The organism is Mycobacterium sp. NGS56, assembly GCF_059812425.1.
Map to the genome: position 1 here is coordinate 731,956 of NZ_JCALCQ010000001.1, position 23,613 is coordinate 755,568.

Genomic DNA, 23,613 nt, shown 5'->3' on the forward strand with positions numbered 1-23,613 from the left:
CCGACGGGGCCGCCCTCGTTGGACCCGTCTACCGATCCGCACCGGTCGGCATCGGGTCGCCGATAGGCGTGAACAACCCAGCCGTGCGGTAGTACGGTCGGCGTATGCATGACTCGGCCGGTGTGTGGATTCTCGGTGGTTATCAAAGCGATTTCGCTCGCAACCTCACCAAAGAAGGCCGCGATTTCGCCGCGCTGACCGCCGAGGTCGTCCACTCCACGCTCACCGCGGCCAGGGTTGCGGCGGCCGACATCGAGGTGGTGCACGTCGGCAACGCCTTCGGCGAGATGTTCGCGCGTCAGGGCCACCTCGGGGCAATGCCCGCTACCGTGTGCGACGGCCTCTGGGATACGCCGGCTTCGCGGCACGAGGCGGCGTGCGCCTCTGGCAGCGTGGCGGCGCTTTCGGCAATGGCCGATCTGCGATCGGGCGCCTACGATGCAGCGCTGGTGGTGGGAATCGAGTTGGAGAAGACGGTTCCCGGCGACACCGCCGCCCAGCATCTGGGTGCGGCCGCATGGACCGGGCACGAGGGAGCCGACGCCCGCTACCTGTGGCCGTCAATGTTTGCCGAGGTGGCAGACGAGTACGACCAGCGGTACGGCCTGAACGACGCGCACCTGCGTGCCATCGCGCAGCTGAACTTCGCCAACGCGCGGCGCAACCCCAACGCCCAAACCCGGGAATGGACCGTCCCCGACCCAATCGTCGACGATGACGCGAGCAATCCGATCACCGAAGGCCGGCTTCGCCGATTCGACTGCAGCCAAATGACCGACGGCGGCGCGGGATTGGTACTCGTCAATGACGCCTATCTGCGCGATCATCCCGATGCGCGCACGATCGCCCGGATCGACGGGTGGGGCCATCGCACCGTCGGGCTGGGTCTACGACAGAAACTGGATCGTGCTGACGGCGACCCCTATGTGCTTCCCCATGTGCGGGCGGCGGTACTCGACGCGTTGCGTCGCGCACAGTGCGGCCTCGACGACGTCGACGGATTCGAAGTGCATGACTGTTTCACTCCCAGCGAGTACCTGGCGATCGACCACATCGGGCTGACCGGCCCTGGCGAATCGTGGAAGGCGATCGAGAACGGTGAGATCGAGATGGGAGGCCGGCTGCCGATCAACCCGAGCGGGGGGCTGATCGGCGGCGGACATCCGGTCGGAGCCTCCGGCGTGCGGATGCTGCTTGACGCGGCCAAACAGGTCAGCGACGCCGCCGGGGAGTATCAGGTCGATGGCGCTAAGACCTTCGGCACCCTGAATTTCGGCGGCAGCACCGCCACCACAGTGAGTTTCGTCGTCAGCGGCACAAAGGCGTGTGACTATGGATGTTGAGATCGTCGGCAAGTTCCTCTCTACGCTGCCCGAGGACGACGAGCACCCGTATCGCACGGGACCGTGGCGCCCCCAGACCACCGAGTGGGACGCCGACGACCTCATCGCAGTCGAGGGTGAGATCCCCGGCGACCTGGACGGCGTCTACCTGCGCAACACCGAGAACCCCCTGCATCCGGCCTTGAAGACCTATCATCCGTTCGACGGCGACGGCATGGTGCATGTGGTCGGTTTCCGTGACGGAAAAGCCTTCTACCGCAACCGATTCATCCGCACCGATGGTTTCCTGGCCGAGAACGAGGCCGGCGAGCCGTTGTGGCCGGGTCTGGCCGAGCCCGTGCAACTGGCCCGCCGCGAGCGCGGGTGGGGCGCGCGTACCAAGATGAAGGATGCGTCGAGCACGGACGTGATCGTCCACCGCGGAATCGCGCTGACCAGTTTCTACCAGTGCGGCGACCTGTACCGAATCGACCCGTACTCGGCCGCCACGTTGGGCAAGGAGTCCTGGAATGGTGGCTTCCCGACAGAGTGGGGGGTGTCCGCACATCCCAAGGTAGACAACAGAACCGGTGAACTGCTGTTCTTCAACTACAGCAAGCAAGAGCCGTTCATGCATTACGGCGTCGTCGACGAGCGCAACGAGCTGGTGCACTATGTCGACATCCCGCTACCCGGACCGCGTCTCCCCCACGACATGGCGTTTACCGAAAACTACGCCATCCTCAACGATTTTCCACTGTTCTGGGATCCCCAGCTGCTCGAGCACGACGTGCACCTGCCGCGCTTCTATCCCGACATCCCGTCGCGGTTCGCGGTGATCCCGCGCCGTGGCGAGACCGGAGACATTCGCTGGTTCGAGGCCGATCCCACCTTCGTGCTGCACTTCACCAACGCCTACGAGGACGGTGACGAGGTCGTGCTCGACGGCTTCTTCGAAGGCGATCCGTCCCCGCTCGATACCGGAGGAACCAAGTGGGAGAAGCTGTTTCGCTTCCTCGCCCTCGATCGCCTGCAGGCTCGGCTGCACCGCTGGCGCTTCAACCTGGTCACCGGAGCGGTACGAGAAGAGCGGCTCTCGGAGTCCATCACCGAGTTCGGCACCATCAATCCCGGGTGCGCCGGCGCCGACTACCGCTACACCTATGCCGCGACCGGCAAGCCCGGCTGGTTCTTGTTCGACGGCCTGGTCAAACATGACCTGCGCACGGGAACCGAGGAGGGGTTCTCGTTCGGTGCGGGCGTCTACGGCAGCGAGACCGCGATGGCACCGCGCGTGGGCGCCACCGGTGAAGACGACGGCTATCTGGTCACCCTTACCACCGACATGAACACCGACGCCTCCCACTGCCTGGTCTTCGACGCCGCTCGGGTCGGTGACGGCCCCGTGTGCAAACTGCAACTGCCCGAACGCATTTCCAGCGGCACCCACGCTACCTGGGCGCCCGGCGCTCAACTGCGGCGCTGGAACACCGCGGAGTCGGCGGCCGGCGCGATTGGGCTGTAACGATGCCGCACCGCCGCCGGATGACGCACTGGCCTGCACAGCTGAGCTCGATCGGCGGCATGCGTTTCGCTCGACGGTCGCCGAATTTCGCTGAGACCGTGCGGTTTTACCGTGAGTTGGTTGGGCTGCCACTCTATGAGACGTTTGAGGGAAGCTTCGGCAGCAACGGCGCCATCTTCGGGCTGCCCAGCTGGAACCTGACACTGGAACTCGTCGAATCGTCCGAGCCCGTCGCCGTGGACCACCACGAACAGCTGTGCCTGTACTTCCCCGACAAGCGCGCGCAACAGGCCGCCCTGGCCCGCCTGCGCGACGCGGGCGTCGAACCCGTCGAACAGCACCCCTACTGGGAGGCCACGGGCGCCGTGACCTTCCGTGACCCGGATGGACGCGAAATAGTCTTCGCGCCCTTCGTATTCGGCGTCAACGAGCCCGACAACAGCGGCGCCTCGGGAAAGCACGAATTCCCGTCGGCCTGACGATTCAGCGGCCGGACCGGCCGGAAGCCAAGGCGGTGATGACGGCCACCAGCGAACACGCGACCGCGCAGACGGCGGCACCCGCTCCGACGTACAGCCCGTATTCGGCCGACACCGGCGGATTGACGTTGAGCTTGTAATACCAGCACGTCAGCGCCACGATCAGCGACGAAATCAGCAGTGCGGCAGCCGAAGCGAGCTTCACCGACAAACCACGACCCATCATCGCGCCGACCACCAACAGCGTCGAGGCCAACAGCACGATGAGCTGACCCGCGCCGAACCCCCGGGGCAGCTCCAGGTTGCCGTGGGCGCCGCCGATGGCGTTGGCCCAGCCCCCGCCGTTTACCCGCGTCCGCAGCCAAGGCAGCCATGCACTGGCCGACACCATGACGGCGAAAAGCGCCACCAGCCAACCGGGGCGCAGTCGGCGAGTCATGCTAGTGAGACTAACGGACGCCGGCGCCGGCTCACGTGAGCGAGCGTTCCGCTAGCGTGGCGCCGGTCGCCGGTGGCCACGCCGGCGTGACGCTCGCACGCGGGTGGTGCCCAACACCGGGTGCCCGAGGCGGGGCGCTAGGTCTGCAGCGAGGACAGATTGAAGACGGCACCCGTCGGATCGGCCGCCGCGGCCAGCCGTCCGTACGGTGTGTCCTCGGCGTCGCGCACCACCGTGCCGCCATTGTCGGCGATCACCCGCAGGGTCTTGTCGACGTCTTCGGCGCCGAAGAAGATCACCCAGTTCGACGGGATGTCTTCTGGCAGGGTTGCGGCACCGTCCATGACGCCGAGCAATGGCTCTTCACCGAAGCGCGCTGTGCTGTAACGGAATTCGTCAGTATCGGAGACAGCCTCGGTCTGCCAGCCAAAGACGTCGCCGTAGAAGGCAAGGGCCGCGCCGTAGCCGCGCGTGGTCAGCTGGTGCCACACCGGAGCGCCCGCCGCCCCGATGAGCTCGAAGCCGCGGTGGCCCAACGGCTGCCACAGCCCGAACACCGCCCCGGCGGGGTCGGTCGCCACGGCCATGTGACCCTTTGCGGGCACCTCCATCGCCATGCACACCGATCCACCGGCCGCGGTCACCGCGGCCAGCGTGGTGTCGATCTCGCGGGTGTGGAAGTAGGTGGCCCAGTGGTCGGGCGACCCGCTTTCTGGCCGGTTGGCCATGACCCCGGCCACCGGGTGGCCGTCCTTGGCCGCATTGACGTAGCCGCCGTACTCGGGTCCGGCGGACTCGAACGTCCAGCCGAAGACCGTGCCGTAAAAGTCCTGGGCGCGGGCGACGTCGGACGTGGTCAGATCGATCCAGCATGGAGCGCCTAGCGGGGCGCAGTCAGGGATGGGCACGGTGACCTCCTGGTGGTGTTCTGGCCCCGAAGGAAAGGGCTTCACACTGTAGACCGCCGTCGGGCCGGAAACTCATCGGCGGCGGCGATCAGCGACGAGCCCCACCGTCGCCATTCGTGCTCGGGTCGGCCCGGGTGAACACGGTGACGAAGTTCTCCAGCGATTGGTTGATGTCGCCCCGCAAGGCGGCGGCGACGATCATGCCGATGGGACCGAACAGCGCCGGCCCGCCCAGGTGTACGTCGAAGCTGACGATGGAGCCGTCGTCTTTTGGCGCGACCTTGGCCATCAGCTTGACCTTGACCCCGCCGACCCCGTCGCCGTTGAGCGTCATGCCCTCGGGCGGCTTGTAGCGCACGACCGTCCACTTGATCCGGTTGTACATCCCCTTGACCTCGACGATCGACTCGACGACCGTGCCCTTTTCTATCGCGTCGGGCAGGATGCTGCGCCACACCCGGTGAATGGTCAGCCAGTCCCTGTACCGGGACAGGTCAGAGGCGTGCTGCCAGGCCTCCTCCGGTGGCAGCGGGACATCGATGGATCCGGAAAGCTTGGCCATTGCTCAGTTCTGCTGGTCGCCGGTGTCCGGGGCGCCGGTGGCCTTCTTGGCCTGCTCCTGCACCTGGTGGATGGTGTCGGTGTACTTGCCCTGCGTCTTCTCGTCGACGAACTCGCCGGCCTTGTCGATCGCCATCTCGACCTTGTCGGCGTTCTGCGACAACAGGTCCTTCGCCTTGTCCAGGAAACCCATGCGCTCCTCCCTTTTCCCGGCATCGTACTTGGTCCGCGACAACCCACTGCGGGGTGAGTTCGGCGCGCTCAGCGCCACAACCGCGGCTGCACGCCCAACACCTTGGCGCGAATCCACCACGTGGCCTCGATAGCTGCGGCGCCCAGCACACCGACGCCCAGCGCGGTCGACGTCACCGCGACATTGGACGGGTCGAACAGGAACGCCTTGCGCGCCAACGGCAGGCTGAAAATCACGACATAGGCCACGCCCGAAGCGATTACCAGCGCCACCCGCCACCACTGGTACGGCCGCGCCACCACCGCCAGCACCCACAGCGCCGTCATCAGCAAGGTGATCAGGGCGGCAGTGGACGCCTGATCCTGTTGCTGGAAGCTGGCGTGACGACCGTGATACGCCAGCAGGTAGGAGGCGAACGTCGCGCTGCCGACGATCAATCCGGAGGGCAGTGCCGATGAGACGACCCGGCGCACGAAGCCCGGGTGCGCGCGTTCGTTGTTGGGCGCCAGCGACAGGATGAACGACGGTATGCCGATGGTGAACCAAGCCGCGATGGTGACGTGGATGGGCTGGAACGGATATAGCAACGGGTCGGCCTTGAGTGGTTTGGCCAGCAGGCATTCGATGCCCACCAAGAAGGCCAGCAGGACCGAGTACACCGTTTTGGTCAAGAAAAGGTTAGCGACGCGTTCGATGTTGCCGATCACCCGCCTGCCCTCGCCGACGACGTAAGGCAGCGTCTCGAATCTGTTGTCCAGCAGCACGATCTGCGCGACGGCGCGCGCTGCCGGACTGCCGGATCCCATCGCGACGCCGATGTCGGCGTCCTTGAGGGCCAGCACGTCGTTGACGCCATCGCCGGTCATCGCGACAGTGTGTCCGTGTGTTTGCAGGGCGTGCACCATGGCCCGTTTCTGGTCCGGCCGTACCCTGCCGAAGGTGGTGTGAGTGTCCAGCGCGTCCGCCAATTGTGCGGTTTCCGAGGGCAATTGACGCGCGTCCATCGTCTCGCCGCGCAGCCCCAGCGTGCCGGCGACGGCGCCGACCGAGACCGCGTTGTCCCCGGACAACACCTTGACCGAAACGCCTTGTTCAGCAAAGTAATCCAGCGTCTTGCCCGCGTCCGGGCGCACCTTCTGTTCGAGGACCACCAGCGCAACCGGGGTGACGCGGCCCGGCGCGTCGGGGTCGTCGACGGCGACATCACCGGCGCCGACCAGTAGCACCCGTAGCCCCTGCGCCCCGATCCGCTCGGCCTGTACAGCCACGTCCGACGACGGCTCGAGCAACACGTCCGGAGCCCCCATCACCCAGTTGCCGTGGTCTTGGAAAGAGACACCGCTCCATTTGGTGGTCGACTTGAAAGGTGCCGTCGCCGTGGCGGTCCAACTGGGGGGCTGGTGATAGGTCTCGGCGATGGCCCGCATGCTCGCGTTCGGACGCGGATCGGCGGCGGCCAACGAGGCGAGCACGTCGCCGATCGGTTCCCGCTGCGCCGATTGGTCGAGCTCGTCTACGCTCGCGACCCGCATACCGCTCTCGGTCAAGGTGCCCGTCTTGTCCGCGCACACCACGTCGACGCGCGCGAGTCCCTCGATGGCGGGCAGCTCCTGCACCAGGCACCGGCGCTGACCGAGCCGCACCACCCCGACCGCGAATGCGACCGAGGTCAACAACACCAGCCCTTCGGGGACCATCGGCACCAGCGCGCCGACCGTGCGCAGCACGGCCTCCCGCCAGTCCGCGCGCGTGGTGAACAACTGGGTGTAGACGGTCAGCAGTCCAGCCGGCACCAACAGGTAGGTGATGAACTGCAGGATGCGGTTAATCCCATTGCGCAGTTCGGATTTCACCAACGTGAACTTGCTGGCCTCCTCGGCGAGCCTGGCCGCGTAGGCGGCCGGCCCGACCTTGGTGGCGCGGTAGGCACCGCTGCCCGCGACGACGAAGCTGCCTGACATCACCGAGTCACCGACGGCTTTGGCGACCGGGTCGGCCTCCCCGGTCAACAGCGACTCGTCGACCTCCAAGCTCGCCTCCTCGACGACCTCCCCGTCCACGACGACCTGATCGCCGGGGCCCACCTCGATGATGTCGTCGATCACCACTTCACCGGGCGGCACGGCCTTGGTCCCGGATTGCCTGCGCACCAGGGGTTTCGCCTGCCCGACGATGGCGAGCCTGTCCAGCGTCTGCTTCGCGCGGATTTCTTGAACCATGCCGACGACACTGTTGGCGATGATCAACAGCCCGAACATGCCGTTGATCACCGAGCCCGTCGCGACCACGATCAGCAGCAATACTCCGAGGATCGCGTTGATCCGAGTGAACACGTTGGCCCGGACGATCTCGGTGATGCTGCGAGTGGCGCGCTGCCGCATCGCGTTGCTTTTGCCGTCCGCCACCCGCTGCGCGACTTCGGCGTCGGTCAGGCCCGAGGCGTGAGTCATCGCGTGAAGGTTCCCAGCTTGTTCGAGTCGTAATACTCCAAGTTCAGCGTATGGTCGCCGAAAACAGCTTTGGAAACCGTTCCGGGTGGTGCGTTTTCGTCGGTCAGCGCAAAGGTGAAGGTGTCGCCGTCCCAGTGGGCGAGGGTGGTCGTCCGGTTTTTCGGACCCATCTGCAGTTGCAGCGCGCCGTCGTGTTGGGTCACGACCGCCGGCCCCCAGTAGTCGCTCACATAGCTGCCGGCGTAGTCACCGAGCGGTCGGGCCGGGGCGGGGTTGACCGGGGGTTGCTTTCCGACCAGTGAGCCGACCGGGTTGTTCAACCAGCCGATCGCCTTCTTGTACAGCGGTCCCCAGTCCTCACGGATCCGACCGTACTGAACGAGGTCCATGAACTCGGCGGCGAGCGTTTCCGGGATGCCGTAGGGCGCGGCGTTGGTCAGCGCGACAATGCCCAAATCCTCCGACGGCAGCACCACGAAATTTGTGGCCGCGCCCAAATCGAAAGCGCCGGAATGGCTGAACTCGGTGCGGCCCGACGAGTCGACCGAGGAGTTGAAGCCGTATCCGTAGAATCCGGTGCGCGCCTGCGGCGTCGTGGCGGGCGACGACACCATTTGCGGGCTGATGGCGGGCAGCAGTGCTTCCGGCGACGTGATCCGGCGGCCGTTGTAGGTTCCGTTGCCCAGCAACATCAATAGCCAGCGCGCCATGTCGTTTACCGATGAACTCACGCCGCCCGCCGGCGACTGGGTGTCCGGGTCGCGCTGGAAGCGGGCCTGCCACTTGTCACCGACTTTGATGTGGTTGACCGCATGGTTGGGCCTGGCGATGAAGTCGGCGAACCGCGAACTGGTCGAAGCCATTCCCAGCGGGCGGTAGAGCACCTCGTCGGAGAGGTCCTCCCATGGCTTGCCCGCCGCGGCCGCCACCGCCTCGGCACCGGCAGTGATCCCATAGTTGGTGTAGGCGTAGCTGATTCGGAACGAATCCAGCGGCAGGTACTTGAGCCGCTCCAGGATTTGCCGGCGGTCATAGCCGAGGTCTTCGAGCTTGTCACCGGCATGGTCTGGCAAGCCGGAGCGATGCGCGTACAGGTCGCCGACGGTCACGTGGCTGGTGACGTAGGGATCGTTCAGCGTGAACCACGGCAGCTTGGCCGCGACGGGTGTGTCCCACGCGAGCACGTTGTCGCTGACCTCGTGCGCGACTACCGTCGCGCCCACCGATTTGGACACAGAAGCCAACTGGAAGACGGTGTCGGCGTCCACCTTGTTGTCCTTGCCCTGCCCCTTGCTCTCGTCTTTGACGCCGAAGCCTTTGGCGTACAACACCTTCCCGCTGTGCACGACGGCTACCGCCATCCCGGGAATGCCGGTGCCTTTCATCAGGTCGTTGATCAACCCGTCCAGCTTGGCGACGGCCTCGTCAATGCGGCCGGCGGGGATCGTCACGCCGGCGACCTCGTTGGGCGGGGTGTCGGACAGTGTGGAGGGCTGCCCCGCCGTCGGCTGTACGGAGTCGCACCCCGTCAACCCGAGCAACGCCGCGGTGAGGACGGCCGCGGCCGCGCGATTGGTCATCCGCGAACCCTAACGCGGTGACGATGGGCGCCGCGTGGATCTACAGCCGCCACCAGGCATCGGATTTCTCCGGTGCCGCGGGATCGATGCGTTGACCCGGCGCCGGCACCGCCACCTGCACCCGCTCCGGCGCGGCGGCGGCGAGCAGCCGCTCAACCGGTTCAGCCCACGGGTGCGGGGCCAATCGGAAGGTGCCCCAATGGATCGGCACCAGCAGTCCGCCATCGGTGACGTCGAGGTGCGCGCGCACCGCCTCCTCGGGGTTCATGTGGACATCGGGCCACGCCGTGTTGTAGGCCCCGATCGGCAGCAGCGTCAGGTCGAACGGCCCGTGATCGGCGCCGATCTGCTCGAAGCTCTTCGAGTAGCCGGTGTCGCCGCCGAAGTACGCCCGATGCGCCGGGCCGACGAACGCCCAGGACGCCCACAGCGTCGTATTGCGGTCCAGAAAGCGTCCCGAGAAGTGCCGCGCCGGCACGCACACCACGGCCAGCTCGTCGACTTTGGCGCTCTGATGCCAGTCGAGCTCGACGATGCGCTGATCGGGTATCCCCCACCGCCGCAGGTGGGCCCCGATGCCAAGCGGCACGAAGAACGGTGCCCGCTGAGTGCGGGCCAGCGCCCTGACCGTGTCGATGTCGAGGTGGTCGTAATGATCGTGGCTGATCACCACCGCGTCGACGGCGGGCAGCGCCTCGAGTTGGATCGGCGGCGGATGCAGCCGCTGCGGGCCGACGACGTCCGACGGCGAACACCGGTCGCTCCATACGGGATCGGTGAGTACCCGGTAACCGTCGATCTCCAGCAGCGCCGTGGAATGACCGAACCAGCTCACAGCCAGCCGGCTCGGGTCGGCGTCGAGCATCCCCGGCGACGCCAGCGGGATCGGCCCCTTCGGCTTGCTCGCGCCCCGGTTGCCGATCAGCTCCCACGCGATGAGCCGCAGTTGCTCGCGGTCCATCTTGGTCTCGGAGGCGGGCTCGAGGTTGACGAAGACGCCGTTGCGGTAGTGCGGCGACCCGGCTGTCACCGCGGCGATCGAGGCTGGATGGGCGCCGAGCGCGTCCGGCGCGCCGTGCAGCGCTCGCATCAGCCAACCGCCCGCCGCCAGCGACGCCGTGCCGGCGACCAGCCGTAGCGTCCCCCGCATGTTTGTCACGCCCCCTGGAACTTCGGTGGCCGCTTCTCGATGCGGGCGACCTGGGCTTCGACGACGTCTTGGCTGCTCCAGGCTTTGTCGAAGAGTTCCTTGTGCACCGGATCGGCCTCTTCGATGGCGCCGTCGTCGTTGAGCACCCGCTTGGCGTGCTGGATCGCCAGCGGCGCCAGCCCGGCGATCTCGGCGGCCCAGGCCTGCGCGTCGGCCAGTGTCCCGATGCGATTGGCCATCCCGGTCTGCAGCGCCACGTCGGCGGTCAGCCTCTCCGCCGTGAGCAGCATCGCCCGAGCCCGGCCGTGACCGACGAGGGACGACAGCCGCCGGATGCTCCAGTTATCCAGCGCCAGGCCATATTTCGAGGTCGGGAATTGGAAGAACGCGTCGGGTGCGACGACCCGCAGATCGCATTGCATGGCCAACTGCAGGCCCGCGCCGATGGCCGGGCCGTTGATGGCCCCGATCACCGGGATCAATGTGGCATCGAGCACCCTGTGCAGCTCGACGAGCCGGTCGGGGTAGTCGGCCGCGAAGGCGTCACCGCTGAGATCTGCGCCGGCACAGAACGCCGTCCCCTGCCCCGTCAGCACGATCGCGCGGGTGGAGCCGTCTCCGGCCTTCAGCACGGCCTCGCGCAGCTCCTCGACCAGCTCAGAGTTCAACGCGTTGCGGCGCTCGGGGCGCTGCAGCTCGATGGTCATAACGGCCTCGGCCCGGGTAACACCGATCATGGCAGCCACCCTATATAGCCTCGTCACGTGAGTCGTATTACGGCTGCTCAACTCCGCGATGCGGTGCTGGACGAAAATTCCTTCATCCGCTGGGACGGCGAACCGCTCAAGGTGCCGGTCAGCGCGTCCTACGCCCGAGAGCTCGCCGACACCCGGGCCGCGACGGGCCTGGACGAATCGGTGCTCACCGGCGAGGGGCGCGTCTTCGGGCGCCGAGTCGCGGTGGTGGTCTGCGAGTTCGGCTTCCTGGGCGGGTCGATCGGGGTTGCCGCGGCCGAGCGGATCACCGCCGCGGTGCAGCGGGCGACGTCCGAGGGGCTGCCGCTGCTGGCGTCGCCGAGTTCCGGCGGCACCCGCATGCAAGAGGGAACGGTCGCGTTTCTGCAGATGGTGAAGATCGCCGCGGCCGTGCGGCTGCACAGACAAGCGCACCTGCCCTATCTGGTCTATCTGCGCAATCCGACCACCGGCGGGGTGTTCGCGTCCTGGGGCTCGCTGGGCCATGTGACGGTCGCCGAGCCGGGCGCGCTGATCGGCTTCCTGGGCCCGCGCGTGTACCAGCTCCTCTACGGCGAACCCTTCCCCGAGGGCGTGCAGACCGCGGAAAACCTTCAGCGGCACGGCGTGATCGATGGCGTCGTTCCGCTCGATGAGCTGCGCCGCATGCTGGACCGTGCCATGACCGTCATGGCCGACGCTCCTGAGCAGCTGCCCGCGCCGGCGCCACCCGAACCGACGCCCGACGTCGCGGCGTGGGACTCGGTGGTGGCGTCGCGGCGGCCCGACCGGCCGGGGGTTGGGCTGTTGCTGCGGCACGGCGCCACGCATCGGGTGATGCTGTCGGGGACCGGTCAGGGAGAGGCGGCGACCACGTTGTTGGCGTTGGCTCGGTTCGCCGGCCAGCCCGTGGTGGTGCTTGGCCAGCAGCGGCTGACGGGCGGCTTGGTGGGCCCGGCGTCACTGCGCGAAGCCCGGCGTGGCATGGCGCTGGCCGCCGAGTTGCGTCTGCCGTTGGTGCTGGCGATCGACACCGCGGGGCCGGCGCTGTCGGCCGAAGCCGAACAGGGCGGGCTCGCCGGGCAGATCGCGCAATGCCTGGCCGAGTTGGTGACGCTGGATACCCCGACGGTGTCGGTGCTGTTGGGCCAGGGCAGCGGTGGCCCGGCTTTGGCGATGGTGCCCGCCGATCGGGTGCTCGCCGCATTGCACGGGTGGCTGGCTCCGCTACCACCGGAGGGCGCGAGCGCGATCGTCTTCCGCGACACCGAGCACGCCGCCGAACTCGCTGCGGCACAAGGAATCCGATCTGCCGACCTGTTGAAGTCGGGAATCGTCGACGCCGTCGTCCCGGAGTATCCCGACGCGGCCGACGAGCCGGTCGAGTTCGCGCAGCGATTGTCGCGGGCCATCGCCGCCGAGGTGCACGCGCTGCGCGAGCTCCCCTCCGCCGAGCGGCTGGCCGCCCGGCTGCGGCGCTACCACAACATCGGTCTGCCCGAATTCCGTCGCGACACGTAAGCCACGCAGACGACACGCCGACGTACGTGTGCGTGGTTTATGTCTCGCCAAACCGTTCACCCGCACATCGCGTCTTAGGCGTATGCATGACGCCTTCGTGGGCAGCGAAGCTTTGCGCCAGCGAAAACTGACCCGGTATCAGCTGCTCACCGATTTCCGCGCGATTTACCCCGACATCTATCTGGCCCGTCACACATCACCCTCGCTCCGGATACGGTCTGAGGCGGCGTGGTTATGGTCGCGGCGACGGGGCGTGCTGGCTGGGCTGGCCGCTGCGGCACTGCACGGCGCGGACTGGATCGACGACGATGAGCCGGTCGAGTTGATTTGGCGCAATCAACATGCCCCCGACGGCATTTTGACCCGCAATCAGCGCCTAGCGGACGACGAAATTTCGCACGTCACCGGCCTGCCCGTGACCAGCCTCGTGCGCACGGCTTTCGACCTGGCGCGACAACTCCCCTCCGCAGAGGCCGTGGCGCGACTCGACGCCTTGATGCGTGCCGCGCCGTTCTCCGCCGAAGACGTGCTGCTCCTGGCCAAGCGACACCGCGGCGCGCGGGGCCTGCACCAACTGCGAACGGTGCTGCCGCTCGTCGACGCGGGTGCGGCATCCCCAAAAGAGACCTGGCTGCGATTGCTGATCGTCGGTGCAGGATTGCCCAAACCCGAAACCCAGATACCGGTGGTCATGCATTACCGGACAGTGGCGCTCCTCGACATGGGCTGGGATCGCTTCAAGGTGGCGGTCGAGTACGACGGGGACCAGCACCGCACGAGCCGGCGCCAGTACGTGCGAGATATTCGCCGACTCGACGCGCTCGCGGATTGCGGATGGGTCGTCGTGCGGGTGGTCGCTGAAGACCGGCCCGAGGCCGTTATCGGCGGAATCCGAGAGGCCCTGCGCCGTCGCGGATATCGCGACACATAAGCCACGCACACGACGCGCCGACGTACATGTGTGTGGTTTATGACTCGCGCGGACATCACGCGGAGATGACGCGGACATGACGCGGCCGAGCAGTGCCGAGCGATACAGCGGTGCAGCCTCCCACAGCGATAGTCGACAATCAGGCAAAATGGGCCGCATGGACACTGGAGCTAGCTCACCGCGGGTCTTGGTCGTCGACGACGATTCAGATGTGCTCGCGTCGCTCGAACGCGGTCTGCGGCTGTCCGGATTCGAGGTGTCGACGGCGGTCGACGGCGCCGAGGCCTTGCGCAGCGCCACCGAGACGCGCCCGGACGCGATCGTGCTCGACATCAACATGCCGGTGCTGGACGGCGTCAGCGTCGTCACGGCGCTGCGCGCCATGGACAACGACGTCCCGGTCTGCGTCCTGTCCGCCCGCAGCTCGGTCGACGATCGGGTGGCCGGCCTGGAGGCCGGAGCCGACGACTACCTGGTCAAACCCTTCGTGCTGGCCGAGCTGGTCGCGCGGGTCAAGGCGCTGCTGCGCCGCCGCGGCGCCACCGCCACGTCCTCCTCGGAAACCATCACGGTCGGGCCGCTGGAAGTCGATATCCCGGGACGGCGGGCCCGGGTCAACGGCGTCGACGTCGACCTGACCAAGCGGGAATTCGACCTGCTGGCGGTGCTGGCCGAACACAAGACGGCGGTGTTGTCCCGCGCACAGCTGCTCGAGCTGGTGTGGGGTTACGACTTCGCCGCCGACACCAACGTCGTCGACGTGTTCATCGGATATCTGCGCCGCAAGCTGGAGGCGAACGGTGGCCCCCGGCTGCTGCACACCGTCCGCGGAGTGGGATTCGTACTGCGCATGCAGTAAGCAGGTCTACCGGCAATGAACTTCCTGTCCCGGATTGCGACCCGTACGCCATCGTTACGGGCGAGGGTCGCGGTTGCGACGGCCATCGGCACCGCCATCGTGGTGGTCATCGCGGGCGCGGTCGTGTGGTTCGGCATCACCAGCGCCTGGAAGGAACGGCTGGATCGCCGCCTCGACGAGGCGGCGGGCTTCGCCATCCCCTTCCTGCCGCGTGGACTCGGCGACATCCCGCGCACCCCCAACGACCAGGACACCGTCATCACGGTCCGGCGCGAGGGCCAGGTCATGTCCAATTCGGACATCACGCTGCCGCCGCTGGACGTCGGCTACGCCGACACGTACATCAACGGGGTGCGCTATCGAGTGCGGACCTTGGAGGTGCGCACTCCGCAGCCGGCGACGGTGGCGGTGGGTGCGACCTATGACGACACGATCGCCCAGACCAACAACCTGCATCGCCGGGTGATCCTGATCTGCGCGCTGTCGATCGGCGCGGCAGGGGTATTCGCTTGGCTCCTGGCGGCTTTCGCGGTGCGACCATTCAAACGCCTTGCCCAGCAAGCCCGTTCGATCGACGCCGACGAGCGCCCGCAGGTGGCCGTGCGTGGCGCCAGTGAGGCCGTCGAGATCGCCGAAGCAATGCGGGGCATGTTGCAGCGCATCTGGACCGAACAGGACCGAACCAAGGACGCGCTCGCGTCGGCACGCGACTTCGCCGCCGTGTCCTCGCACGAACTGCGCACCCCGTTGACCGCGATGCGCACCAACCTCGAAGTGCTGTCCACCCTGGACATGACGGATGAACAGCGCAAAGAGGTGCTAAGCGACGTCATCCGCACCCAGTCGCGAATCGAGGCAACGCTGACCGCCCTAGAACGGTTGGCCCAGGGCGAATTGTCGACGGCGGACGACCACGTGCCCGTCGACATCACCGAGCTGCTCGACCGCGCGGCCCATGACGCCACCCGGATCTACCCCGGGGTCGATGTTTCGCTGGTGCCGTCACCCACCTGCATCATCGTCGGGTTACCGGCCGGATTGCGCCTCACCGTCGACAACGCGATCGCCAACGCCGTCAAGCATGGTGGCGCCACCCAGGTCCAGCTGTCGGCGGTCAGCTCGCGCGCCGGGGTGGAGATCGCCATCGACGACAACGGCAGCGGCGTGCCCGAGGATGAGCGCCAGGTGGTGTTCGATCGGTTCTCCCGCGGATCGACGGCCTCTCATTCCGGGTCGGGTCTGGGTTTGGCCCTGGTTGCCCAGCAGGCCCAGCTGCACCGCGGGACGGCGGCGCTGGAGAACAGCCCCCTGGGTGGGGCGCGGCTGGTACTGCGGCTCCCGGGCCCCAGCTAGCGCTCTATCGCCGCCGCAGATTCTCCGAGCTGTCGCCCCAGGGCGTGAAACCGGCTTGTTCGGCGGACTTCTCGTCGGTGAACCAGGCCTGGGCGGTGGTGGAGTGTCTTTCGAGTCGGGCACACTGGAGCGATGGCCAACGGCAGTAAACCGACCGACAACGACACGCTGGCAGTCATTCGTGACTTGGTCGCCGAGGAGAAAGCGCTGCGGGCCCAGCTGCAGCGCGGGGACATCGACACTTCGGAAGAACACGACCGCCTCCGGCAGGTCGAGGTCCAACTGGACCAATGCTGGGACCTGTTGCGGCAGCGCCGGGCGCTACGCGAGACCGGAGGCGACCCGCGAGCGGCAGAGGTGCGTCCGCCCGACGAGGTCGAGGGCTACCTGAGCTGAGCGACCACGCAAGCCGAGTCGACGCCTTAGTCATCGGAGGCGGACACAACGGCCTCGTGGCGGCCGCCTACCTGGCCCGCGCGGGTCTGCGGGTGCGCCTGCTGGAACGGCTCGACCACACCGGCGGCGCGGCGGTCTCGGCGCACGCCTTCGACGGCGTCGGCGTTCGGGTATCGCGCTACTCCTACCTGGTCAGTCTGTTACCGGCACGAATCGTCGAAGATCTGGGCGCCGACGTGCGGTTGGCCCGGCGGCCGTTTTCGTCGTACACACCCGACCCGGCGACCGGCGGCCACAGCGGGCTGTTGATCGGGTCGCCCGGCGACACCTTCGCCGGTATCGGGGCCGCCGGCGACGCGCAGGGGTTCGCTGACTTCTACCAACGGTGCCGGCTGGTCACCGAGCGGCTGTGGCCGACGTTGCTCGAGCCGCTGCGCACCCGCGGGGACGCCCGCCGGCAGGTGCTGGAAGGTGGCGGCAGCCGCGCGGCGGCCGCGTGGCACGCGATGATCGAGCACCCGATCGGACACGCCATCGCCGAGGCGGTGCGCAGCGACGTGGTGCGCGGGGTGATCGCGACCGACGCACTGATCGGCACGTTCGCCCGCCTCGATGACCCTTCGCTGACCCAGAATGTCTGCTTCCTGTATCACGTCCTCGGCGGCGGCACCGGAGACTGGGACGTCCCGATCGGCGGGATGGGCGCGGTGACCACGGCCCTGGCCGCGGCGGCGGTCCGCCATGGGGCCGAAATCACCACCGGTGCAGAGGTTTACGCGGTCGATCCCGACGGGGAGGTGTGCTATCGCAGGGGCGAGGAAGAACACCTGATTCGGGCCCGGTTCGTCCTGGCCGGCGTCACACCGACGGTCCTTGCCGGCCTCCTCGGTGAACGGCCGGCGGTCCCGGCCCAGGGCGCTCAGGTCAAGGTCAACATGATGCTGCGGAGGCTGCCCGGGCTGCGCGACCGGAAGGTTAGACCCGAGGATGCATTCGCCGGCACCTTCCACGTCAACGAAACTTGGACTCAGCTGGACGCGGCGTATTCGCACGCGGTAACTGGGCAGATCCCGAACCCGCTGCCCTGCGAGGCCTACTGCCACTCGCTGGCCGACCCGAGCATCCTCTCGGCCGACCTGCGCGACTCGGGCGCCCACACGATGACGGTGTTCGGCTTGCACACCCCGCACTCACTGTTCGACGGCAGCTACTCCGGCGCCCTGCGCGACCGACTGACCGACGCCGTACTGGCGTCGCTGAATTCCGTTGTCGGCGAACCGATTCAAGAGGTCTTGATGACCGACGCGCATGGCCGGCCCTGCATCGAGACGACGACGACGCTGGACTTGCACCGCGGGCTGAACATGACCGCGGGCAACATCTTCCACGGTGGCCTGTCGTGGCCGTTCGCCGAAGACGACGACCCGTTGGACACCCCGGCACGGCGATGGGGGGTGGCCACCGCGCACGAACGGATCATGTTGTGCGGCTGCGGCGCACGCCGTGGCGGGGCGGTCTCGGGCATCGGCGGACACAACGCCGCGATGGCCGTGCTGGCCTCGCTCAGATAGCGGATGTATTGCCGCGCTTGCGGATCCAGTCCCCGTGTTAGCGCGCGTCGATGGTGGTGTAGTCGCGCTCGGTGTAACCGGTGTAGATCTGGCGCGGACGGCCGATCTTGCTGTCGCCCTCGTCGTGCATTTCGCGCCAGTGCGCGATCCACCCGGGCAGCCGCCCCAGTGCGAACAGGACGGTGAACATCCGGGTGGGGAAGCCCAGCGCCCGATAGATCAGGCCGGTGTAGAAGTCGACGTTGGGGTAGAGCTTGCGCTCGACGAAGTAGTCGTCGGTGAGCGCCGCCTCTTCGAGTTGCTTGGCGATGTCCAGCAGGTCGTCATCGCCGCCGAGCTTGGCCAGGATCTTGTCGGCCTGCTCCTTGACGATGCGGGCGCGCGGATCGTAGTTCTTGTACACGCGGTGACCGAAACCCATCAACTTCACGCCGGCCTCGCGGTTCTTCACCTTACGCACGAATTCGCTGACATCGTCGTCGCTTTCGCGGATCTGCTCGAGCATCTCGAGCACCGCCTGGTTGGCGCCGCCGTGCAGCGGCCCCCACAGCGCGTTGATGCCTCCGGAGATGGAGGTGAACAGGTTCGCCCGCGACGAGCCGACCAACCGGACCGTCGACGTCGAACAGTTCTGTTCGTGGTCGGCGTGCAGGATGAAGAGCATGTCCAGCGCCCGCACTATCTCCGGGTCGGCGTGGTAGGGCTCGGCCGGCAACCCGAACGTCATCCAGAGGAAGTTCTCCACCAACGACAGCTTGTTGTCCGGGTAGAGGAACGGCTGGCCGATCGACTTCTTGTAGGCGTAGGCGGCGATGGTGGGCAGTTTCGCGAGCAGGCGGGTGGTCGACAGCTCGACCTGCTCGTTGTCCATCGGGTCCAGCGAGTCCGGGTAGTAGGCGCTCAACGCGTTCACCACGCTGGACAACACCGGCATCGGGTGCGCGTTGGGCGGGAAGCCGTCGAAGAAGCGCTTCAGGTCCTCGTGCAGCATGGTGTGCAACTGGATGCGCTTGGTGAATTCGGCCAGCTGGTCCTTGGTCGGCAGCTCGCCGTACATCAGCAGGTAGCTCACTTCGATGAAGGTCGACTTCTCGGCGAGCTGCTCGATCGGGTAGCCGCGGTAGCGCAGGATCCCGGCGTCGCCGTCGATGTAGGTGATGGCGCTTTTGCACGCGGCGGTGTTGACGAAACCGTTGTCGAACGTGGTGTAGCCGGTCTTGGACAGCAGCGAGCCCAGCGCGATGCCGTCAGCACCCTCGGTGGCGTTGACGATCTGGAGGTCAATCTCGCCGCCCGGGTACTTCAATGTGGCGGTGTCGTCGTTGTCTGCCACGAGAACCCCTTTGCGCTCTGGCTGGTATGGCTGCTGACTTGGTGCTTACTGCAAAAGGTAGTCGTTATGAGCATGGGGCGCCCGTCCGGGGTCGGGTCTGCTGGTCACGCCAGCGACCGATCCCTCACGCCGGCGCGCGACGTGCATCGTCAGCGCTAGGGCTGAAGCCGTTCGACCCGATCGCCGGTCACCCGGATGCGGTTATGCAACCGGTCCTCCCGACCTTGCCAAAACTCAACCAGTTCCGGAGCGATCAGATAGCCACCCCAGCCCGGCGGGACCGGGACCTGCTCGCGGTCGGCGAACCGGGCGGTGACCTCGCTCAGCTGGTCGAGAAGGGCGGCTCGCGACGCGATCGGTTGCGATTGGTGCGACGCCCACGCGCCCAGCTGCGACCCGCGCGGCCGCTTGGACCAGTAGTCCTCGGTGACCTGCGCGCTGACCTTGCTCACCGGCCCGCGGATGTGCACCTGACGACCGAGCTGGTACCAGGGAAACGTCGCCGAGGCGTAGGGCGTCGTCGCGAGGTCGTCGGCCTTGGCCGAGTCATAGTTGGTGAAAAAAGTGATCCCGGTCTCGTCCACGCTCTTACACAGCACCGATCGGCTCGCCGGTCTGCCGTCGGCAGTGACGGTAGCCAGCACAAACGCGTTGGGCTCGGCGACGCCCGACCGCTCGGCATCGTCGATCCATCTGCGCAACAACGAAACCCAGCCGCCTCTGAGCCAATCCGCGTCGAGATCTGGACTGCCGTCTTTTTCCACCGACCCGTACTCCACACGCATTTTTTGCAGGTGCTCTTTTCCTTGTTCGGGGTTCGGTCCTGCCATCGCGTCAACGCTACCGGCGCTTGCTACCGGCCGGTAGCGTCGGGCCGAACAGGGGGTGCGAGAATTTTCGGTATGACTGTGGTCCCCGAAGACTTCGTCCCCGGCCTCGAAGGCGTGGTCGCCTTCACCACCGAAATCGCCGAACCGGATAAAGACGGCGGTGCGCTGCGCTATCGCGGTGTCGACATCGAAGACTTGGTGAGCCAGCAGGTCACCTTCGGCGACGTGTGGGCGCTGCTGGTCGACGGCAAGTTCGGCCGCGGGCTGCCGCCCGCCGAGCCGTTCCCCCTGCCCATCCACACCGGCGACGTCCGCGTCGACGTGCAGGCGGGCTTGGCGATGCTGGCCCCGATCTGGGGGTACAAGCCGCTGCTGGACACCGAGGAGTCCGTCGCCCGCGACCAGCTGGCCCGCGCGTCGGTGATGGCGCTGTCCTACGTCGCACAGTCCGCGCGCGGCATCTACCAGCCTGCCGTCCCGCAGCGAATCATCGACGAATGCGATACGGTCACCGCGCGTTTCATGACGCGGTGGCAAGGTGAGCCGGACCCACGGCACGTCGAAGCGATTGACGCCTACTGGGTCTCGGCCGCCGAGCACGGCATGAACGCCTCGACGTTCACCGCGCGGGTGATCGCCTCGACCGGCGCCGACGTGGCGGCGGCGTTGTCCGGCGCGATCGGGGCGATGAGCGGGCCGCTGCACGGCGGGGCGCCGGCGCGGGTGCTGCCGATGATCGAAGAGGTCGAGCGCACCGGCGACGCGCGTGGCCTGGTGAAGAAGATTTTGGACAGCGGCGACAAGCTGATGGGGTTCGGGCACCGGGTTTACCGCGCGGAGGACCCGCGGGCCCGGGTGCTGCGGGCTACCGCCGAACGGCTGGGCGCGCCGCGCCACGAGGTGGCCGTCGCGCTGGAGCAGGCGGCGCTGACGGAGCTGCGCGAGCGGCGTCCGGACCGGGCGATCGAGACGAACGTCGAGTTCTGGGCCGCGGTGATGCTGGACTTCGCCCGAGTGCCGGCCAACATGATGCCGGCGATGTTCACCTGCGGCCGTACCGCGGGGTGGTGCGCCCACATCCTCGAGCAGAAGCGGCTGGGCAAGCTGGTCCGGCCGTCGGCCATCTACGTGGGCCCGGGACCGCGCAGCCCGGAATCCGTCGAAGGCTGGGACCGCAGTCTCACCAACGCCTGAGCCGCCTGGTTTGTCGGTACCCGACGATCTAATGGTTGCCGTCGCGATGAGTTTTCGTCGCCGACGCAGTCATAAATCGTGAACCTGCCCGCCCCGGGCAGGAGAGGGAACCGATAAGGAGAATCAGCATGGCGATCAACATCGAGCCGGCCCTGTCCCCGCACCTGGTGGTCGACGATGCAGCCGCGGCAATCGACTTCTACGTCAAGGCTTTTGGGGCACAGGAAATAGGGCGCGTGCCGCGCCCCGATGGCAAACTGGTGCACGCCGCGGTCCGCATCAACGGCTTCACGGTGATGCTCAACGACGACTTCCCCGAAGTATGTGGGGGCAAATCGATGACACCGACGTCGCTCGGCGGCACGCCCGTCACGATCCACCTGACGGTCCCCGATGTCGACGCCAGCTTCCAGCGTGCACTGGATGCGGGTGCCACAGTGGTCACCCCGCTGGACGACCAGTTCTGGGGTGACCGCTACGGCATGGTGGCCGACCCGTTCGGCCATCACTGGTCATTGGGACAGCCGGTCCGCGAGGTCAGCATGGACGAGATCGCGGCGGCGATGGCCGGGCAGGGAGCCGGCTGACTAACCGAGCAGCCGATCCAGCAGCCGGCGTCGCGGTGGCGGTGCCGGCGCTGCGGCCGCTACTGCGGCGAGCATGGCGGACACGTCGGTGAACTTGCTGCGGGGCCGGCCCTCATCGCTGCCCCGCGCGATCTCGGCGGCGTCGATGGCGCGCCATCCCGCCGCGTCGATGGCCTCGGGCTGACGAGCGTGCACCAGGCTGGCCAGCGCCTCGGGCTTGCCGACCGGATCGGTCAGATTGCCGGCGTTGAAATCGGCGACCAGGGACTGCACGGTCTGCAACGAGCAGGACTTGTTGGTGCCGATGAACCCGCTGGGTCCCCGCTTGATCCAGCCGGCGACGTATGCGCCGGGCACCGGAACGCCGGAGGCGGGTTCGACGACGCGGCCCGCGTCGTTCGGCACGACGGCAGACGATTCGTCATAAGGAAGATCGCGAATCGGCTTGCCCCGGTAGCCAATCGACGTCAGCACCAGACCCGTTTCCAAAATGCGCGTCTCGTCGGTTCCGGTGACCGAGAACTCCATGCCGGTGGCGCGTTGCTCGCCCAGCACGCGGTTCGGGGTGAGCCGATAAGCCAGCCTGATCCTCGGACGCGACGACGGCGCCAAATCATCGCCGCACGTGCACAGGATTTCCAGCTTGCGTTTCGTCAACGCATCCGAAGCGGTCGCGAGATCGGCGGCTACCAGCTGATGATCGGCGGCGCTGAGCACCACCTCGGAGCTGGCGGTGAGCCCGATCAGCTCGGGCAACGTGAACGCCGAGTGGGCGGGGCCGCGTCGGGCGGCGATCACCACCTCGCGCACCTTCGAGCCCCGAAACGCCGCCAGCGCGTGGTCGGCGATGTCGGTGCGGGCCAGGTCGTCGGGATCCGAGGTCAGCAACCGGGCAACGTCGAGGGCGACATTGCCGTTGCCGACGATCACCACCCGCTCGTGGCTGAGATCGACTGGTAGATCTGCAAACTCGGGATGCCCATTGATCCACGCGACCATTTCGGTTGCGGTACCGGTCCCCGGCAGGCCCATGCCCGCGATGTCCAGCCGGCGGTCGTCGGGTGCGCCGACGGCGTACAGCACGGCGTGGTGATGAGCGAGTACGTCCGCGTGGCTCAGCTGCTTGCCGACCTCGACATTGAGATAGAACCGGAACCGGCGATCACCGGCGACCTTGTCGAACAGCCGGGTGACCCTCTTGGTGTTCTGGTGATCGGGCGCTACCCCGGCCCGCACCAAACCGTACGGGGTGGGCAGCTTTTCGAAAACGTTGACGCAGACGCCCCGCTGGGTCAGCAGCTCGTCGGCGGCATACATCGCCGCGGGCCCCGAACCGACGATGGCCACGGTCAGCGGCATCCGGTGGGCGCGGACCTCGGCGGCCGGGATCACCGGGGCCAGCTTCGAGGTCGGCGGCAGCTTCTCCTCCATCGGCCGGTCCGGATAAAAGGACGCGTTGATCTCGATGAAAGGCAGCTGTTTGGAGTCCAGCCGGGTGTCGGGTGCGATCGCGCCCACTGGGCACGCGCTCACGCAGGCACCGCAGTCAACGCACGCCACCGGATCGATGTAGAGCATCTCCGAGGTGGCGAAGCCGGGCTCGTCCGGTGTCGGGTGAATGCAATTCACCGGGCAGGCGAAAACACAGGACCCGTCGTTACAGCACGACTGGGTAATAACGTGCGGCATAGAGGATC

At 67.2% G+C, this 23,613-nt stretch carries 23 protein-coding genes; 11 read left to right on the plus strand and 12 right to left on the minus strand.

Translation table 11 applies throughout. The features are described from left to right. Positions 1-104: 104 nt before the first annotated feature. Genes AC5Y4F_RS03415 through AC5Y4F_RS03425 form a run of 3 tightly spaced genes read left to right on the plus strand, consistent with a single transcriptional unit; the run spans position 105 to position 3,326 of the window. Positions 105-1,343 carry an acetyl-CoA acetyltransferase gene (locus AC5Y4F_RS03415; protein ID WP_067930177.1) on the plus strand — a complete coding sequence of 413 codons (1,239 nt, stop codon included), beginning with the start codon at positions 105-107 and terminating at the stop codon, positions 1,341-1,343. Continuing rightward, the gene (locus AC5Y4F_RS03420; protein ID WP_067930178.1) at positions 1,333-2,847 is read left to right on the plus strand and encodes a carotenoid oxygenase family protein; all 1,515 of its coding nucleotides are present in this window, start codon (positions 1,333-1,335) and stop codon (positions 2,845-2,847) included. Before AC5Y4F_RS03415 ends, AC5Y4F_RS03420 begins: the two co-directional genes overlap by 11 nt. Before the next feature lie 2 nt (positions 2,848-2,849). Continuing rightward, on the plus strand, positions 2,850-3,326 hold the full coding sequence (locus AC5Y4F_RS03425; RefSeq protein WP_067930180.1) for a VOC family protein: 477 nt from the start codon (positions 2,850-2,852) through the stop codon (positions 3,324-3,326). Positions 3,327-3,330: 4 nt separating this feature from the next. On the opposite strand, the gene AC5Y4F_RS03430 is transcribed toward AC5Y4F_RS03425, so the two are convergent. The 8 genes from AC5Y4F_RS03430 to AC5Y4F_RS03465 form a co-directional block, all read right to left on the minus strand. Next, entirely contained in the window at positions 3,331-3,765 is a 435-nt protein-coding gene (locus AC5Y4F_RS03430; RefSeq protein ID WP_067930182.1) for a hypothetical protein, read from the minus strand. A gap of 137 nt (positions 3,766-3,902) precedes the next feature. Beyond that, the gene (locus AC5Y4F_RS03435) at positions 3,903-4,673 is read right to left on the minus strand and encodes a VOC family protein (RefSeq protein WP_067930346.1); all 771 of its coding nucleotides are present in this window, start codon (positions 4,671-4,673) and stop codon (positions 3,903-3,905) included. 88 nt (positions 4,674-4,761) lie between these two features. Further along, entirely contained in the window at positions 4,762-5,235 is a 474-nt protein-coding gene (locus AC5Y4F_RS03440; RefSeq protein ID WP_067930185.1) for a type II toxin-antitoxin system Rv0910 family toxin, read from the minus strand. A 3-nt stretch (positions 5,236-5,238) separates the two neighbouring features. Next, positions 5,239-5,427, minus strand: coding sequence for an antitoxin (locus tag AC5Y4F_RS03445; protein WP_067930187.1), 189 nt, complete (start codon positions 5,425-5,427; stop codon positions 5,239-5,241). Positions 5,428-5,495: 68 nt separating this feature from the next. Continuing rightward, on the minus strand, positions 5,496-7,877 hold the full coding sequence (locus AC5Y4F_RS03450; RefSeq protein ID WP_499995146.1) for a cation-translocating P-type ATPase: 2,382 nt from the start codon (positions 7,875-7,877) through the stop codon (positions 5,496-5,498). Next, positions 7,874-9,457: a serine hydrolase gene (locus AC5Y4F_RS03455; RefSeq protein WP_499995147.1), complete on the minus strand. Its 1,584-nt coding sequence runs from the start codon at positions 9,455-9,457 to the stop codon at positions 7,874-7,876. The genes AC5Y4F_RS03450 and AC5Y4F_RS03455 overlap by 4 nt, the downstream gene beginning before the upstream one ends. 40 nt (positions 9,458-9,497) lie before the next feature. Next, the gene (locus AC5Y4F_RS03460; RefSeq protein ID WP_067930349.1) at positions 9,498-10,607 is read right to left on the minus strand and encodes an MBL fold metallo-hydrolase; all 1,110 of its coding nucleotides are present in this window, start codon (positions 10,605-10,607) and stop codon (positions 9,498-9,500) included. 5 nt (positions 10,608-10,612) lie between these two features. Beyond that, positions 10,613-11,344, minus strand: coding sequence for an enoyl-CoA hydratase (locus tag AC5Y4F_RS03465; protein WP_067930196.1), 732 nt, complete (start codon positions 11,342-11,344; stop codon positions 10,613-10,615). A 27-nt stretch (positions 11,345-11,371) separates the two neighbouring features. On the opposite strand from AC5Y4F_RS03465, the gene AC5Y4F_RS03470 reads away from it, so the two are divergent. From AC5Y4F_RS03470 to AC5Y4F_RS03485, 4 genes are all read left to right on the plus strand, one after another. Beyond that, positions 11,372-12,862, plus strand: coding sequence for a carboxyl transferase domain-containing protein (locus tag AC5Y4F_RS03470; RefSeq protein WP_499995148.1), 1,491 nt, complete (start codon positions 11,372-11,374; stop codon positions 12,860-12,862). Between the two features lie 82 nt (positions 12,863-12,944). After that, positions 12,945-13,793, plus strand: coding sequence for an endonuclease domain-containing protein (locus AC5Y4F_RS03475; RefSeq protein ID WP_499995151.1), 849 nt, complete (start codon positions 12,945-12,947; stop codon positions 13,791-13,793). Positions 13,794-13,941: 148 nt separating this feature from the next. Further along, positions 13,942-14,652: a two-component system response regulator PrrA gene (prrA, locus tag AC5Y4F_RS03480; protein ID WP_112632790.1), complete on the plus strand. Its 711-nt coding sequence runs from the start codon at positions 13,942-13,944 to the stop codon at positions 14,650-14,652. 15 nt (positions 14,653-14,667) lie between these two features. Next, complete coding sequence (locus AC5Y4F_RS03485; RefSeq protein ID WP_067930201.1) at positions 14,668-16,005, plus strand: sensor histidine kinase; 1,338 nt, start codon at positions 14,668-14,670, stop codon at positions 16,003-16,005. Between the two features lie 4 nt (positions 16,006-16,009). Here the strand turns inward: AC5Y4F_RS03485 and AC5Y4F_RS03490 are convergent, their stop codons facing one another. Then, positions 16,010-16,180 (minus strand): sunset domain-containing protein, encoded by a 171-nt coding sequence (locus AC5Y4F_RS03490; RefSeq protein WP_499995759.1) that lies wholly within the window; start codon positions 16,178-16,180, stop codon positions 16,010-16,012. Between AC5Y4F_RS03490 and AC5Y4F_RS03495 the strand changes: the two genes are divergently transcribed. Beyond that, positions 16,138-16,401: a DUF2630 family protein gene (locus tag AC5Y4F_RS03495; RefSeq protein WP_067930351.1), complete on the plus strand. Its 264-nt coding sequence runs from the start codon at positions 16,138-16,140 to the stop codon at positions 16,399-16,401. The genes AC5Y4F_RS03490 and AC5Y4F_RS03495 overlap by 43 nt on opposite strands. After that, complete coding sequence (locus tag AC5Y4F_RS03500) at positions 16,398-17,972, plus strand: phytoene desaturase family protein (RefSeq protein WP_067930353.1); 1,575 nt, start codon at positions 16,398-16,400, stop codon at positions 17,970-17,972. The genes AC5Y4F_RS03495 and AC5Y4F_RS03500 overlap by 4 nt, the downstream gene beginning before the upstream one ends. 37 nt (positions 17,973-18,009) lie before the next feature. On the opposite strand, the gene AC5Y4F_RS03505 is transcribed toward AC5Y4F_RS03500, so the two are convergent. Further along, positions 18,010-19,305, minus strand: a complete 1,296-nt coding sequence (locus AC5Y4F_RS03505; protein WP_067930202.1) for a citrate synthase — start codon at positions 19,303-19,305, stop codon at positions 18,010-18,012. A 155-nt stretch (positions 19,306-19,460) separates the two neighbouring features. Beyond that, on the minus strand, positions 19,461-20,135 hold the full coding sequence (pdxH, locus tag AC5Y4F_RS03510) for a pyridoxamine 5'-phosphate oxidase (RefSeq protein ID WP_499995154.1): 675 nt from the start codon (positions 20,133-20,135) through the stop codon (positions 19,461-19,463). A 72-nt stretch (positions 20,136-20,207) separates the two neighbouring features. On the opposite strand from pdxH, the gene AC5Y4F_RS03515 reads away from it, so the two are divergent. Next, a complete protein-coding gene (locus tag AC5Y4F_RS03515) occupies positions 20,208-21,329 on the plus strand; it encodes a citrate synthase 2 (protein ID WP_499995156.1) in 1,122 nt (373 codons plus the stop codon). Positions 21,330-21,457: 128 nt separating this feature from the next. Next, a complete protein-coding gene (locus AC5Y4F_RS03520) occupies positions 21,458-21,916 on the plus strand; it encodes a VOC family protein (RefSeq protein ID WP_067930217.1) in 459 nt (152 codons plus the stop codon). Here the strand turns inward: AC5Y4F_RS03520 and AC5Y4F_RS03525 are convergent, their stop codons facing one another. After that, on the minus strand, positions 21,917-23,605 hold the full coding sequence (locus tag AC5Y4F_RS03525) for a 4Fe-4S binding protein (protein ID WP_499995157.1): 1,689 nt from the start codon (positions 23,603-23,605) through the stop codon (positions 21,917-21,919). Between the last annotated feature and the right edge of the window lie 8 nt (positions 23,606-23,613).

Coding starts and splice junctions, on each gene's coding strand:
- AC5Y4F_RS03420 (WP_067930178.1), top strand. CDS start 1,333: ATGGATGTTGAGATCGTCGGCAAGTTCCTCTCTACGCTGCCCGAGGAC.
- AC5Y4F_RS03495 (WP_067930351.1), top strand. CDS start 16,138: ATGGCCAACGGCAGTAAACCGACCGACAACGACACGCTGGCAGTCATT.
- AC5Y4F_RS03455 (WP_499995147.1), bottom strand. CDS start 9,457: ATGACCAATCGCGCGGCCGCGGCCGTCCTCACCGCGGCGTTGCTCGGG.
- AC5Y4F_RS03440 (WP_067930185.1), bottom strand. CDS start 5,235: ATGGCCAAGCTTTCCGGATCCATCGATGTCCCGCTGCCACCGGAGGAG.
- AC5Y4F_RS03415 (WP_067930177.1), top strand. CDS start 105: ATGCATGACTCGGCCGGTGTGTGGATTCTCGGTGGTTATCAAAGCGAT.
- AC5Y4F_RS03525 (WP_499995157.1), bottom strand. CDS start 23,605: ATGCCGCACGTTATTACCCAGTCGTGCTGTAACGACGGGTCCTGTGTT.
- AC5Y4F_RS03475 (WP_499995151.1), top strand. CDS start 12,945: ATGCATGACGCCTTCGTGGGCAGCGAAGCTTTGCGCCAGCGAAAACTG.
- AC5Y4F_RS03460 (WP_067930349.1), bottom strand. CDS start 10,607: ATGCGGGGGACGCTACGGCTGGTCGCCGGCACGGCGTCGCTGGCGGCG.
- AC5Y4F_RS03515 (WP_499995156.1), top strand. CDS start 20,208: ATGACTGTGGTCCCCGAAGACTTCGTCCCCGGCCTCGAAGGCGTGGTC.
- AC5Y4F_RS03445 (WP_067930187.1), bottom strand. CDS start 5,427: ATGGGTTTCCTGGACAAGGCGAAGGACCTGTTGTCGCAGAACGCCGAC.
- pdxH (WP_499995154.1), bottom strand. CDS start 20,135: ATGGCAGGACCGAACCCCGAACAAGGAAAAGAGCACCTGCAAAAAATG.
- AC5Y4F_RS03430 (WP_067930182.1), bottom strand. CDS start 3,765: ATGACTCGCCGACTGCGCCCCGGTTGGCTGGTGGCGCTTTTCGCCGTC.
- AC5Y4F_RS03465 (WP_067930196.1), bottom strand. CDS start 11,344: ATGATCGGTGTTACCCGGGCCGAGGCCGTTATGACCATCGAGCTGCAG.
- AC5Y4F_RS03520 (WP_067930217.1), top strand. CDS start 21,458: ATGGCGATCAACATCGAGCCGGCCCTGTCCCCGCACCTGGTGGTCGAC.
- prrA (WP_112632790.1), top strand. CDS start 13,942: ATGGGCCGCATGGACACTGGAGCTAGCTCACCGCGGGTCTTGGTCGTC.
- AC5Y4F_RS03450 (WP_499995146.1), bottom strand. CDS start 7,877: ATGACTCACGCCTCGGGCCTGACCGACGCCGAAGTCGCGCAGCGGGTG.
- AC5Y4F_RS03425 (WP_067930180.1), top strand. CDS start 2,850: ATGCCGCACCGCCGCCGGATGACGCACTGGCCTGCACAGCTGAGCTCG.
- AC5Y4F_RS03485 (WP_067930201.1), top strand. CDS start 14,668: ATGAACTTCCTGTCCCGGATTGCGACCCGTACGCCATCGTTACGGGCG.